This window comes from Pontibacter silvestris, from assembly GCF_020907275.1.
GTDB lineage: Bacteria > Bacteroidota > Bacteroidia > Cytophagales > Hymenobacteraceae > Pontibacter > Pontibacter silvestris.
This window is the reverse complement of sequence record NZ_JAJJWI010000026.1, coordinates 21221-35532: the sequence shown is the minus strand read 5'-3', so window position 1 is coordinate 35532 and position 14312 is coordinate 21221. Positions and strand designations below refer to the sequence as shown.

The 14312-nt window shown below is 42.4% G+C and carries 8 protein-coding genes; 3 read left to right on the top strand and 5 right to left on the bottom strand.

The genetic code is table 11. The features are described from left to right. Positions 1–244: 244 nt before the first annotated feature. Positions 245–2626, top strand: coding sequence for a TonB-dependent receptor (locus LN995_RS18490; protein ID WP_229962573.1), 2382 nt, complete (start codon positions 245–247; stop codon positions 2624–2626). After that, positions 2627–3445 (top strand): DUF4249 domain-containing protein, encoded by an 819-nt coding sequence (locus LN995_RS18485; protein ID WP_229962572.1) that lies wholly within the window; start codon positions 2627–2629, stop codon positions 3443–3445. It abuts the gene before it with no gap. A gap of 450 nt (positions 3446–3895) precedes the next feature. Here the strand turns inward: LN995_RS18485 and LN995_RS18480 are convergent, their stop codons facing one another. The 5 genes from LN995_RS18480 to LN995_RS18460 form a co-directional block, all read right to left on the bottom strand. Further along, complete coding sequence (locus LN995_RS18480; protein ID WP_229962571.1) at positions 3896–6808, bottom strand: PAS domain-containing sensor histidine kinase; 2913 nt, start codon at positions 6806–6808, stop codon at positions 3896–3898. Between the two features lie 287 nt (positions 6809–7095). Continuing rightward, a complete protein-coding gene (locus LN995_RS18475; RefSeq protein ID WP_229962570.1) occupies positions 7096–7515 on the bottom strand; it encodes a hypothetical protein in 420 nt (139 codons plus the stop codon). Between the two features lie 161 nt (positions 7516–7676). After that, entirely contained in the window at positions 7677–8558 is an 882-nt protein-coding gene (locus tag LN995_RS18470; protein ID WP_229962569.1) for an alpha/beta hydrolase, read from the bottom strand. Between the two features lie 93 nt (positions 8559–8651). Further along, entirely contained in the window at positions 8652–9887 is a 1236-nt protein-coding gene (locus LN995_RS18465) for a DUF4374 domain-containing protein (protein WP_229962568.1), read from the bottom strand. 30 nt (positions 9888–9917) lie between these two features. After that, positions 9918–12269, bottom strand: a complete 2352-nt coding sequence (locus tag LN995_RS18460) for a TonB-dependent receptor (RefSeq protein ID WP_229962567.1) — start codon at positions 12267–12269, stop codon at positions 9918–9920. Positions 12270–12959: 690 nt separating this feature from the next. On the opposite strand from LN995_RS18460, the gene LN995_RS18455 reads away from it, so the two are divergent. Further along, a complete protein-coding gene (locus LN995_RS18455; RefSeq protein ID WP_229962566.1) occupies positions 12960–14216 on the top strand; it encodes an ROK family transcriptional regulator in 1257 nt (418 codons plus the stop codon). Positions 14217–14312: the final 96 nt, after the last annotated feature.

The following is a 14312-nucleotide window of genomic DNA, read 5'->3' as shown; positions in this document are numbered from 1 at the left end:
ATCTACTTCAGGAGGGTTTAAACTACAAACTCTTGCGGATATTTATAAAGCAGATTTGCCCGAAAAACTACCTGAAAACATTTAGTGGACAACAAAAATCAAATTCTTTTTTAAAATCTATAAATAATAAGTTAACATTAAGAAACTTATCAGGAGAATTCGGCTACCATGTTGTGGAAACACAGGATCTCGGTATCAAAACACTTACCGCAGCACCTCCTTTATCTGTCATATTATTTCATACATGAAAATCACTCATTGGCGGCTTTATCTGCCTGCTGCTGTCTTAAGAGTATTACCCTTTAGTTTTCTGACAGTGCTATTCATACTAGCTGCTACCTTAGAGACTTATGCGCAGCAAAAGTTCACTATAAGTGGCACAATTGAAGATGCAGCAAGTGGAGAAGAGCTTATAGGCGCCTCCGTATCCATAAAAGAGTTAGCAACTGGCGGAGTCACGAATGAGTATGGGTTCTATTCACTCACAGTTCCGCAAGGCTCCTATACGCTGGTGGTAAGCTATGTAGGCTATCAATCACAAAGCAGAGTAATTCTGTTAGAGAATGACACTTCCCTCCTGTTTCCTTTGGAACGCGCATCTGCAACCCTGAAAGAGGTGGTAATAAGCTCGGCACAGAAAGACCAAAATGTGCAGTCCACTCAAATGAGTGTGAACAGGCTTGAGATGCGGGAAATAGAAACCATCCCGGTAGTTTTCGGTGAAAGGGACGTCGTGAAAACCATACAACTTCTTCCAGGAATCAAATCAAGCGAGGGAGGCGGTGGCTTTTTTGTGCGGGGAGGCAGTGCAGACCAGAACCTTATTTTGTTAGATGAGGCTCCCGTATACAACGCCTCCCATTTGCTAGGTTTTTTTTCGGTTTTTAATTCCGATGCTATCAAAGACTTACAAATTTATAAAGGATATATACCTTCCGAGTATGGCGGACGGGCATCTTCGGTTTTGGATATCAGGATGAACGACGGCAACAACAAGAAGTTTAACCTAGGAGGCGGCATCGGCCTAATTTCTTCCCGCCTGACGGCTGAGGCTCCTATTGTAAAAGATAAAGGTTCTGTAATCATCTCCGGACGCAGAACCTATCTGGACCTGTTTTTGAAACTTTCAAGTGATGAGGACCTGAACAAGTCGATCTTATATTTTTATGACCTGAATGCCAAGGCTAACTACCGCTTTGGGGAAAAAGACCGTTTGTTTGTATCTGCTTATCTCGGACGCGATAAGTTTGGCTTTGGCGATGACTTTGGCTTTGATTGGGGAAATACCACCTCCACCCTTCGCTGGAACCACCTATTCAGTAGCCGTCTATTCTCAAATTCAACCTTTTTATTCAGCGACTACAATTATGATGTGGAAATTGGTGGAGATGAAAATAAATCAGATGGTTTAACTATATCGTCGGCCATACAGGATATCAGCCTGAAGCAAGACTTTGAGTACTATTTAAGTACGGCAAACACATTAAAGTTTGGTGTAAGTGGCATTTATCATACTTTTCTTCCCGGTCAAATCAACCCGGAGGAAAACTCCAACATCAACGCCATAGAGCTACAGGAGAAGTATGCCTGGGAAGCTGCGGCTTATGGTTCCAGTGACATGACGCTGACAGATAAACTAAAGCTAAACTTAGGCCTGCGCTACTCCTGGTTTGCACAGGTAGGCCCTGGCACTATTTATACTTACGATTCGGAAGGTGATGTTTCCGGAACAGACACTTACGATGCGGGAGAAATTGTTGAAACCTACGGTGGGCTTGAACCCCGGACAGGACTGACTTACCTGTTAAACGAAGTAAGCTCCTTGAAAGCGTCTTATGGTCGCAACAGGCAATACCTGCACTTAGTGTCTAATTCGACTTCAGGAACTCCTATTGATCTTTGGATTCCCAGCAGCAATAATGTGAAGCCGCAAATAGCAGACCAGTACGCACTAGGCTATTTCCGCAATTTCAATGACAACGCATATGAGGGATCTGTGGAGATTTACTATAAAGATATGCAAAATCAGGTCGACTACAGAACTGGTGCTGATCTGATATTCAATGAAAATGTGGAGTCCCAACTACTGTTTGGGAAAGGATGGTCTTACGGAGCAGAGTTTTACCTAAAGAAGAACATCGGTAATTTTAGTGGATGGATAAGCTATACGTGGTCCAAAACAGAACGCAGGTTTGACGATATTGACTATGGGAATGCCTATCCTGCCAACTGGGACAGAACCCACGACCTTTCTATAGTGGGTGTATACAAAATGAACCCCAAATGGACTCTTTCCAGCACTTTTGTCTATCGGACCGGAGATGCTACAACCTATCCCATAGGAAAGTATCATGTAGACGGTGAAGTAATAAGCAGGTACGGCCAGCGCAATGAAAACAGACTACCCGATTACCACAGACTTGACCTCGGTGCAACCCTTCAACTCCGAAACGATAATAAGTTTGAGTCCAGCCTGAACTTCTCTGTATACAATGTTTATGGTCGCAAGAATGCTTTTGCCATAAATTTTCAAGAGGCTAAGGATGACCCTTCAAGAACAGAGGCAGTCAAAATATCCTTATTTAGTATTCTTCCTTCGGTTACGTACAACTTTAAGTTTAAATAAATGAAACCGTTTATTCTTTTACTATACTTTTTAACCATACTTCTAGTGTTCTGTTCCTGCGAGGAAGTAATAGAGCTTGATCTTAAGGAGGTAGAACCAGAGGTTGTTATCGAAGGAGTTATAACTGACCAACCAGGGCCTTATACTGTTGAAATAAGCAAGTCAGCAGGTTTTTATGAACCTAACACCTTTCCAGCTATCAGCGGCGCAAGTGTCGTGATTTCAGATGGCTTGGGAAACGAGGAACTACTTACTGAAGTAAGCCCTGGCATATACCAACCCTCCACTCTGCAAGGCCAGCGAGGTGTTACGTATACCCTTAAAGTTGAAATTGAAGGCAAAGCTTATACAGCACAGAGCAAAATTCCTGATCAACAGATTCCGCTCGACTCACTCACCTTCAGCTACGAAGAAAAGTCTTTGTTTCTGGATGAAGGGTATTATGCCACCGCCTATTTTCATGACCCTGCCGGTGCTGAGAACTTTTACAGACTGAAGGTGCTTGTTAATGATGAAGTGTATGTGTTTGAAGATGATGATGAAACCACAGAGGACACCAATCTCTGGCTCACCAGGGATAAGTTCACGAATGGGAATGTTGTGGAATATGATTTTCCCCATACCCTCAAGCCCGGCGATACAGTGTACGTAGAATTGCACCACCTTAACCAGGATACTTATGATTATTACCGCACCTTTGCAGATGTGATCGATGGAAGTGCGGTTGCTCCATCCAACCCTATCTCTAATTTTGGTGATCAAGCGTTGGGGCACTTTGCCGCGTTTTCTGTTTCATATAAAACAGCAATTGTCAAGTAGATGGTTTAAAAACCACCGTAGGCCTTATGTATTTCCCATGATTGCAGCTGCCAAATACTCCTCTATAATTTTCTCTTCGATACCTTAACCCAGGAGGAAGAAGATGCCTGGCTTCGTTAGAGTAATCTTGGCAAGCCTGCGTAATATGTTAAAAGTTGTGCTTGAGCTCATGCGCTGAGAGCGAGAATAGAAACTCCTTTTCATTTTCAAAAGCCCTTCTTACCTGCATCAGCAGCCTGGAGACCTTCAACCTGTTGTGTAACCACCTCTATTATATAAAAAAGTACAGTTGAACCAATGATAGATAACCTTAATCAATTAAAAAGTTAGCTTTAAGGTTATCTATCATACCTCTCTTGACATATGCCCACGAGGATCAGGTACTGGTTTTATCAGGTATAAACTAATAAGCATTTGATTCTGATATTGTCAATCAGGCACTTGTTTGTGTTATATCTTAGGTAGATAAATAAAGAACTCAGTGCCTTGCCCAACCTGGCTTTTCACTTCTATTCGACCTCCCATAGCCTCTAAGTGGGTTTTAACCAGGAACAAGCCGATGCCTTTGCCTTTTCTGTCTGTATGGAAGCGCTTGTAGAGTTTGAAAACATTGTCTTTTGCCTTTTCCAAATCAAAGCCTGATCCGTTGTCAGAGAAGGATACCAGCACTTCATCCTCACTATTATCCAAAACCTTTATATGCACCTCAAGAGTCCTTTCCTGTGCTCTGTACTTGATGGCATTGGAAAGCAGGTTATAGAATATGCTGTACAGGTACGCCTTGCTGGCCTTTACTTTAAAACCATTGGGAATAATACTATATACAACGCCATCGCATTGTTGTAAGGGTTCTTTTAACGACGACTGGGCCTGTTGTATAGCATCGTTTATTTCTACCCGTTCCAACTCTAAAGTACCTTTACTATCCCTGATACTCAGAATCCTGTTCATATCCTTTAGTACCGTGTCCAGCTGAAGTATACTTTCTTTCAGATACTTCAATGATGTATCATACATTTCAGACTCACTATTGATGCTAGGCAGTAAATCTGCTATACCCAAGGCATTGGCAACAGGAGACCTTAAATTGTGAGAGACAATGTAGGTGAACTGCTGCAGATCATTGTTCTGTCTATAAAGATCTTTAGTTAACTTAGATAATTCGATTTCAGACCTTTTTAGTGCAGTAATGTCCGTTTGAACTCCAACGAACCTTTCAGGTTCTCCATGCTCATCTAAAATAGGGCTTATATCTACCGAGAGCCACACTTCTTGTCTATTTTTTGTATAGTTAAGTATTTCAAAAGAAATAGGATGCCCCTGATTAAGTTTTCCCTCTAACAACCTGAAGGTGGTTTCGTCGGTGTTCTGGTTGTGCAGCAATTCAGATGGTTTCTTCCCGATAGCTTCCTCCATACTGTATCCGAATAGCCTGATAAAGCTCTCATTTACCCATTCTATTCTGAAGTCTCGGTCGACTATAAGTACGCTATTATTTGTTTTGCTCGCCACCAACGAAAGCTTCTCCAGTTCCTTTCTGGAATTTACCCTCTCCGTTACATCTGCTTGCAGGTTAACATACTTTGTCACATTCCCACCTTCATCATAAATAGGGTTTACCTGCACCCTAACCCACACATCTTGGCCATCTTTTTTACTGTAAAGGATCTCCACATCAACAGGCTTCCCTTGCATCATCTTGCTTCTCAGCAACTGGTAACTCTTAGTGTCTGCTTTCGAATTGCACAGCAACTCAAAAGGAACTCTACCCAGAGCTTCCTCAAACTCGTATCCTGTCAGTTTGGTGAAGCCCTCGTTCACCCATTCAATCTTTAGCGCTTTGTCAATAATAAGCACGCCACTATTTACCTTACTGGCCACCAGGGAAAGCTTTTCAAGTTCCCGTTGTGCCTGAATTCTTCCCGTGATGTCTGTATGGATGGCAATACGCCTGACCATGTCACTTGCTTCATTAAAAACAGGCGTTACTTCTACTTCAAACCACCGCTTCTCCCCTGACTTTCTGTAGACCAACAATTCCTCTTTGAATGGCTCGGCATTCTTTATTTTCTCTAAGACCCGCTCAACGGTAGCCTGGTCGGTTTCCTCTCCTAGTAACAGAGTGTATGGTGCTTTGCCTACTGCCTCAGAGGGTGTGTAACCTGTGAGCCTTGTAAAGCTCTCATTTACCCACTCAATCTGACCGTCCTTATCCGTGATTACGACTGAGTTGATTGTCTTGCTTGCCACCAGGGAAAGCTTTTCAAGTTCCTCTCTTGACCTGACCTGTTCAGAGACATCGTCAAAGTAAATGGATAAACCTTCTGCTGAGGGAAATGCCTTCACCTGTAGCCATTTATCCACCTCATGAAGGTAGCCTGTGAAATGAACAGCTTTTCCTGTTTCCAAAGCATAGAGATACTGCGTCTGAAATTTCCCTCCCACCTGTTCCGGAAAAATTCTCCAGATGTTTTTCCCGATATGATACCTCTTGTCTAAATGTACTAACCTTTCAGCCTCACTGTTGATGTAGGTGATATTCGAACTGTTATCTAAAGTGATGAAAGCATCAGTGATGCTCTCAAAAATGGTATTGAGCTTCTTTTTCTGTTGCTGTATTGTTTCAAACGAATGTATGATCGGTGTGATATCCTTTGCAATCGTCTGCACGCCAACGACCGCTCCATTAACCATGACAGGAAACTTGATAGTATCAAATACCCTATGCTCTGTGTTAGCTGTCATTAGTTCCAGGTCAAATCGTAACGTATTTCCCAACAGTGCTTCCTTAAAATACATTTCCGATACAGCAACCATTTCAGCAGGAAGAAAAGAGGAAGCAGGAAGTCCGACTACTTCTTCAGAGGAAAGCCCTAAGGTATTGCAGAAGCTATAGTTTACTTCCGTTACCAGCCCCTCTTTACTTTCAACGAAGAGGATGTCCGGGTTATACTCAAATAGGCCCTTATAGCGCTGCTCACTCTCCTCCAGCTTTGACCGGCTGATCTTTCGTTCCGTAATATCACGTCCCACGCAAAAAACAGACTGCTCTTCTTCTGACCACACAGCAGACCAGAGCATAGGAACGCTGCTGCCGTTCTTATGGATAAAGCAGTTCTCAAAGTTGTTTGCCTTAGAACCGGTCAATATATCCTCAAAAGCTTTCTGGGTAGCGGAAAGGTAATCAGTATTCAGGAATTCTGTATAGTGACGCCCTTTCAGTTCTTCTTCATGGTAGCCTAATATGTTGCTGCTCGCACTACTGGCATAGGTAAACTTTCCGTTCCGGTTAAAGGTGCAGAACAGATCCGGGGAAGCCTGTACCATCTTCTCCCACACATTTGGACTCAGTCTGCTTTCCATTAATCTAGAATTATTATCAGATAAATAATGAGGTCTTGTTAAAGATACAAAAATAGGGGTATAATATATTGCATTGCTTATAAACGTCGTCTTACTATATGTGTTACAGCCTGCAAAACAGGAATAATAGGTTTTGCTGCGCCTGCCCTGTAGGGTATTCAGAACTTTAAACTATTGGGCACTGAAAAAGTTTTAAATTATTACTTATGTGCCCACCACAGTACTATGGCTAATGTTACAAGAGGAAATTTTTCCTCAGTCAAAGCACGAAGCAGGAACACTGAAGGTTACAACTGATCTGAATGTTGCAGCCACTCCACGGCCTTTGGTTTACTGGTAAAGTTTTGCAGCTGAAATGGCAGTGACAGCGTGGTCTGTATATGCTGGATGTTTCCCTGTGCCCTTGTCTCTACGGTGAAGTTTAGGGAATGTAACCTGGCCACTTTCTCCACCCGTGAGGTCTGAAGCCCGGTAGCCAGATATATAGAGATTTCCCTGCCCTCTTCCTCCCTTACAGAAATAACGGTTCTGCTAGAGTCCAGTAATAGCCTCTTTACATCATAATGTTTCACGTTATCCACTAAGATATCGATGTTGTGCTTTATTTCAGAAAGCATAAAATCATGCAGATCAGGGTAGGCCACATCTAAGATGTCAGAGGCAGGATCATAGTCTAATGTCAGAATGCTGTTCTCAAACAGAATCATCTAAAGTGAAGTTGATGGTATCAGTAAAGATAATAAAAACTAATTCATCTAGAGTAAAAAAAGCTTTGGTCATTCAATGCAATCCTGAATATAAAGACTTTTTGATTCTCATCTTTGCTGAATAATGAATTAAGGTAGTGGGTACTGTTATAACAGAAACTTCAGAGCTTGTTACTTATCTTGTTCTCTTCCAAAGAGGAAATAAAATTCATACCATCTACAAAACTCTGGAGAAAAATGGAGCCGTGGGTTTCATCCAGATATTGCTTATATGCAATGGTTACATGGTCTTGTTTTGAAAGATAAGCTACCAGCTCTTTTACTTTTCCCACGTTGTATGCCGGCCGTGACTGGTAGGAAACATATACATTGATTCCTGCGCTTTTCCTTAGGGCTTCCGCATTAGATTTTAAGTGTTCCAAGGCTTCTCCCCTGTTATACCATATACTCGGATCAATAAGCAGATAGGTGGTAAAGGTTTGCTGCAGCGGAAGTATGTAACTGGCGAAATATCCCGAGAAAGAGTGGCCAACCAGTACATTCTGATTGCTCGTCGGATAAAGGGAATTTATATGAGGGACAAGTTCTTCGTTAATAAAATGAGAGAAATCCATGCCGCCCCCCGTGTTTGTAGAGTCGAAGCGCAGTACATCTAATGGCTTCCCGTGATAATCGTATAAGGAGGTGCTAAAAGTGAGGTCGTTGCTTCGTTTATCTGGTGTACCCATATTCGGAACGCCTACGATAATATATGGAACAGCCTTTTTATACCGTGCCCTGTCGTGCGCAACTACCCTTGCCACATCAAAGCGGCTTTCCGCGTCCAGCACATACATAACAGGGTACTTTTTTGTGGCATCATAACCAGCAGGCAACGAGACCCAAAATGTGCGCTGCTCATGTAAATAATTAGAATACAGTTGATGCGTTTCAGCCGAATTGCTGTTCTGCGAACTGGCGGTGAACGTCTGAAACAGCAACATAAACGTTGATACATAAACAGGATAAGAGACCTTGAATTTAATTAAGCACTTCATCTTCATAAGGTTATAATAAATACTAAGAACTGTTAGAACTAAAAACAGCCCTGAAATGCAGAGCCGTCTTAGAGTATATTTTATAAACTGTAACTCCTGTTAGTATGATAATTTCCCTATTCCACTTATTCCTTCTGCAATAACTTCTATTCCTTGTGTCATGGTTGCCGTGGCAGGGTCTATAATGTACAGGTGAGGGTATGTATCGGTAGTAGTAATGCCAAAAACAATCTCGTTATTATCCTGGTCCACGTACGGTGTGCTGACTTCGGTTATTCCTGAAGGAACATTTGTTACCCAATTGAAAGTTTTAGCGGCGACATCAACTATGGCAAAGCTGTTTGTTGTAGAGCCCGTAATATCCAAGCCAGCAGTTTCGTACATCTGCAGGCAGAAAGTAGTGCCTCCAATATAATAAACGCGGTACAGCTTGTTTCCTCCAGAGGCCTCGCTGATGTTGAAGAAATAATCATCGTCAAACTCCAGTTCACCGCTGTTGATTTTCAATACTCCTGAAGGAGCCGAGGTAGAGTTCATAGCGGAAGAGAACACGTATAGGTCTCCGTTTTCTACCTGCTCAATTCCTGTTTCTCCCTGAGAACGGGATTGCCCGGCTACCTGACCTGTTCTGCCACCATCGCGGATAATTTTTTGCAGGTTAAAGTTCTCGTCATACACGGCAACAAAGGTGCTGTCGGCATATTTGGTACCAAAGGTGCCTAAAGCTGCATCTGCACCACCTGAAATGGTCCTGACGCCAAGCAGGATGTAATCACCGTATTCTGCTATATCTGTAAAATAAGCCATTTCACCGTTGCCTGTAAAGTTCTCGGTGCTTACACTTATTTCTGGAGAGATTTCTTCTGTAACTGCGTTGATTTTATAAAATGTCGCGACAGGATCGGCATAAGAGCGGGAGGAGTATTCAACGATCAGGTTGTCTTTATAAGTCCCGCGGCTTTGCATAGAAACCTCCAGGCCAAGTTCTTGCCTTTGCGTCAACATCCCTTCCTCATCCAGCACAAACGAAGAAGTAACTCCCGGAAGATTCTGGGCATAAATGAAGCTGTAGGCAGCCAGGTCTTCGTAAAAAAACCAGCTTCTGTCGCCGAGTACTTGTATCGCGTTACCTCCCTGGGCACTGACAGACCCCGATTCGATACTATTGGTTTGCAAGAGATAAGAATTTTCGCCAGAACTGGCGGCAATAACATACTGATGAGCTTCTGTAACCTCTGTAACTGGTGTAGCTGCTTCGTCGTCCTCGCAGGAAGCCAAAGACAGAAGCGAAAAACCTAGAAGTATAGCTAGCGGAAAGCGTCTGTTTAATTTCATAATTTGTTTTTAGAAAGGTTTGGTTAAAATTTATTTACTGATAAAGTATCTGACTTTTGCCGAAAAACTTCTACCTGGCCGCTGTAAGCTGTAGTTGTCGTAGAGGTCCTCGTTCAGGATGTTTTTGCATTCCAGCGATAAATTGTAGCGCCCCTGTTTCAGGCCATAGGTAAAGTACAGATCGTGTGAAAGCTGTGTAGGAATGGTTATACCGCCATAGCTTGGCCAATCGTAATAGAACTGGTGCACATACAGGAGGTTATAGCTAAGGCTAAGTGTGTTTCCTTTCCTGAAGGCATCATTCAGGAAAAAGGTAAAGTCTCCGTTACCGTACAGATAAGGCACGTTAGGCACACGGTCGTTATAAGTAGTGCTGACAACAGTGCGGTTGTTCTGGTACTTGAGCTTATTTCGTATATCCTGGAAAGCAACGGTGCCTCCTATCGTAAAGAGCTTTCCGTAGGAGTAGCGCACCTCTGCATCAACACCCATGTTACGAACAAGCCCTTCATTTATCGATTGAGCCGTTCCCCTAGTTTGGCTTATCTCTCGCCTGATATAGTCTTTTATATTGCGATAAATAAAGCTGCCGTCCACCGTAAAGGCATGCTTATCGTTTATTATAAAGCTATAGTTAAGACCCAAGTTAAAATTATCGCTGTTTTCTGGGCTCAGGCTTACGTTCCCTACTTCTACTCCGTCTCCTGACCCGAATAACTCACGGCCCGTGGGTAAGCGGTATGTTTTTTCGTAAGAAGCCTTTAGCTGAAGGTTCTCTCTGAGAAAGTAAGTACTTGCCACGCCGTATCCGTCATTTTCGGTAGTGAGCTTGAAGTTCTGATAGTCGCTTCCTCCGTCTGGATCTGCGTAAGTATTAACCGTATTCTTATAGTGTTTCAGGAAAAAAGAAGTGCTCCACTTCTCACTATAGTCGAATTTGTATCCAACTCCCAGCACATTTTTGATCGTTTCCCGCGGATAATCATCTATCGGGGATGGTTCTGCCTCGTTGTGGCCTGTCCTTGAAAAGGTGGAAAGAACGTTATTAAGGGTAAAGGCGTGCTTGCCTAAGAAAGTATAAGTTAAATTCGCGTTTGCTGCCCCATTGCGGTTATGGTATTTATAAAGCGAGTAAGCCAGTTCCCCCCTGTTTTTGCGCTCTATGTGTTCTCCCAGCCAATTGTACCTCACCCTGGCCGTATCCACATTCATGGCACCTCCAAAATTATAGTTGGCACTTAAGGAAACATTCAGGTTTTTGGCAAAGAGGTTACTTTTGGTGTAGAGCAAGGAAGGCATAAGCGTTTCCGCAGTTTTGAACCGCTCTCCGTAGGCAAAACTCATATCTGCAGGATGCTGGATCTCATCATACTCATTCCCCCAGGTAAAGCCAAGCAATAATCGGTCTGCGAAAGGCTTATTAACCACACCAAATTTGGCTATTACAGTTTCGTTGTGGTATTTATCATGAAAGCGCCTTACCCGTTGCTTTTCCGGTAAGAAGAGGTTACCCTCCAGGTCCAATATTTTAGCACTCACCCAATAGTTGTTATCAGAGTAGTTCTGGAAAGCGTTAATGTTGGCCGTAAAGCCAGACTTGGAAGTATAGCCTGCGTTAACATATGACTTATGCGTGTTGAATGATCCGAAAGAGTAGGAAGCATCCAAGAAGCTGTTGGTACGGTCGTTGGTAACAATATTGATCGCTCCGCCCAGTGCATCAGAGCCAAAGCTAATGGGCACCACTCCTTTATAAACTTCAATACGCTCGGCCATGTTAACGGGCAGGTTGTTAATCTGGAAAGCAGACCCGAAACCCTCCATCGGAACTCCGTCTATAAAAAACTTGACATGGCGCCCGCTGAACCCGTTCAAAGAAAGGTTTACCTCTGATCCTACCCCGCCTGTTTGCCTCACCCTTACGCCTGAAACCCTCTCAAGAGCCTGCGAAACATCCATGGTAGTGTTATGCAGCGCCTTTGCATCAACAGCCACTACATTGTAAGCCGATTCCTTCACATCCTGAAGAGCTGATTTTCCAACAATCTCTACCTCTTCAAAGACCATGTCAGGCTCCAAAGCCAGCGTAAAATCATACTCTAACTTTTGTCCTGGTTTCAAAGTAACAGGAACTATTTTCTTTTCATATCCCAGGCCAGAGCATATGATATAGTATTCACCAGCGGGAACAGACAGTTTATAGCTGCCATCCACAGCTGTTTCGGTAAAATAAGAAGAGTTTTGCAGGTAAACATAAAGCTGGTGCAGTGCCTTTCCCTCCTGAGACCTGACAATGCCTGAAATGGAACAGTCATTCTTCTGGGCTTTTAGCCCTAAAGGAAGAAGAAATAAAATGAAGCTATAGAGTATATGTCTTTTCAAGGTTAATCAGATATATCTTTTCAAATTCAAGGCTGAAAAACAGCTGTTGAGCCTCTCAGCTAGGGTTAAATCGCTTTTGCCAGATTAGAATTTTGCACTTAATTTTTCATGAATCTCATAATTATTTATAATTATTCTAAACAGCAGCAAAGGTAGAAGCTGATGCTACGGCTGTCAATCGCTGCTGCTAGCCAATCTTGCATAGCTATTAGTAGGGACTGCGACTACTTAATAGTAGGGGTTGAAGTAGCGAATAGTAGTGAATTCAGGGTCTGATTCCGCTCCACCTGAATTAGAAAGGAAGTTCAACTGCAACTTTCCAGCAGGAGGTAAAAAAGCCATGTCATCTCCGTGTTACACCTTATTAATACTGGCTCCCGACATAAGGTGACTATATGTTAAAGTTGTACTGCACAGGTGGAGTCCTGCCTAGGAATGTACTCGTAGCTGTAGTTATTGCTCTTCTTAAAAAATCTCACATCAGGCCTTTGATTAGTTCAGGGCCATGAACAGGTAAGAAACCCAATGCCCAATAAATATGTGAACCATGTTTATTGGGCATTGTAGCTACTTATCTCTTTATTAAACTATATTTTACACATACCAGAACATCTTTTATAAAAAAATAATAAAAGTGTTTTGAATTAAAGAAAATATTAAGTTTCTTTAAACATACTAAAGATTGAAACGATGAGTTCGCTGCTAGCGCTGGAAGAAACGTATTTAGAGAATCTTAATAACGTAGAGCGAAAAAAGCATCTGCAGAAGATTAAGATTATCAAGCACCTCTATGTAAAGGGCTCCAAAACCAACGCTGATATATGCAGTCGCTTTAGTATCAGTTCCCCTACCTCTATGTCTCTGCTAAACGAGCTTGTTTCTGAAGGTCTTGTAGAAAAACAAGGAAGAGGAAAATCTATAGGCGGAAGAAAGCCGGATTTATATGGCCTTCGCAACAACTCACTGTTTGTCCTGAGCATCCACATGGAACGGTTTAAGACCAGGATGGCCATTTTTGATAACAACAATAATAACATAACAGAGGTACAGACTTACTCACTTGAAATCACTAAAGATTTAAGTGCAGTAGATCACCTCTATACCTGTGCTCATCAATTAATATTGTCTTCAGGAATAGACCCGAAAAAATTAATGGGTATAGGCATTAGTATGCCAGGTCTGGTAGCTTCAAAAGAAGGTAATAACTACACATACCTACTTACTTCCCAAGAATCTGAAACCCTGCAACACCTACTAGAGAGAAAGTTTAACAAGCCTGTCTATATACAAAACGATGTTAAAAGTGCAACATTAGCAGAGTACCGTTTTGGTCTGGCGAATGGCAGAAGAGATGTACTGGTGCTTTCCATGGATTGGGGTATAGGTATGGGTGTCATCATGGATGGGAAGCTCCGTAGCGGCACATCCGGGTTTGCAGGAGAATTCGGACATATCCCCCTTGTAGATGAAGGAGCTCTCTGCCATTGCGGAAAGCGGGGTTGCCTGGAAACAGTAGCTTCTGGAATTGCACTTGCAAAAAAAGCAAAAGAAGGAATAAAGTCAGGTCAGAATTCACTGTTAAACAAGTTGTCAGACCAGGAAATAGATCAAATTGAACCACAACTTGTGATTGATGCAGCAAATAACGGAGATCAGTACGCCATTAATATTCTATCAGAGATAGGCATTAGTTTAGGAAAAGGCATTGCTATTCTTATTCAGTTATTTAATCCAGAACTAATTATACTTGGTGGTAAAATTGCCGAGGCAAAGCAGTATATAACTACTCCCATACAGCATTCCATTAATACTTATTGCATGACACAGCTAAGAGAGAAAACAACCATAGCCGTATCAGAACTAGGTAAGGATGCAGGTATAATGGGATCTGTAGCTACTGTTATGGAGAATATATTTGAAAGTCACATGGAGTTATCAAGGTGGTAAAGTGACTACCTATTCATTAATAAATTGCATAAACATATTACAGTTTTTTGGCTGCAGCTTTAAAAGCTGCACAACCTAAAGTCAATACATTAGATA

What these genes read in the sequence shown, in the direction of transcription:
- LN995_RS18490 (WP_229962573.1), top strand. Translation starts at nt 245, where the DNA reads ATGAAAATCACTCATTGGCGGCTTTATCTGCCTGCTGCTGTCTTAAGA.
- LN995_RS18485 (WP_229962572.1), top strand. Translation starts at nt 2,627, where the DNA reads ATGAAACCGTTTATTCTTTTACTATACTTTTTAACCATACTTCTAGTG.
- LN995_RS18480 (WP_229962571.1), bottom strand. Translation starts at nt 6,808, where the DNA reads ATGGAAAGCAGACTGAGTCCAAATGTGTGGGAGAAGATGGTACAGGCT.
- LN995_RS18475 (WP_229962570.1), bottom strand. Translation starts at nt 7,515, where the DNA reads ATGATTCTGTTTGAGAACAGCATTCTGACATTAGACTATGATCCTGCC.
- LN995_RS18470 (WP_229962569.1), bottom strand. Translation starts at nt 8,558, where the DNA reads ATGAAGATGAAGTGCTTAATTAAATTCAAGGTCTCTTATCCTGTTTAT.
- LN995_RS18465 (WP_229962568.1), bottom strand. Translation starts at nt 9,887, where the DNA reads ATGAAATTAAACAGACGCTTTCCGCTAGCTATACTTCTAGGTTTTTCG.
- LN995_RS18455 (WP_229962566.1), top strand. Translation starts at nt 12,960, where the DNA reads ATGAGTTCGCTGCTAGCGCTGGAAGAAACGTATTTAGAGAATCTTAAT.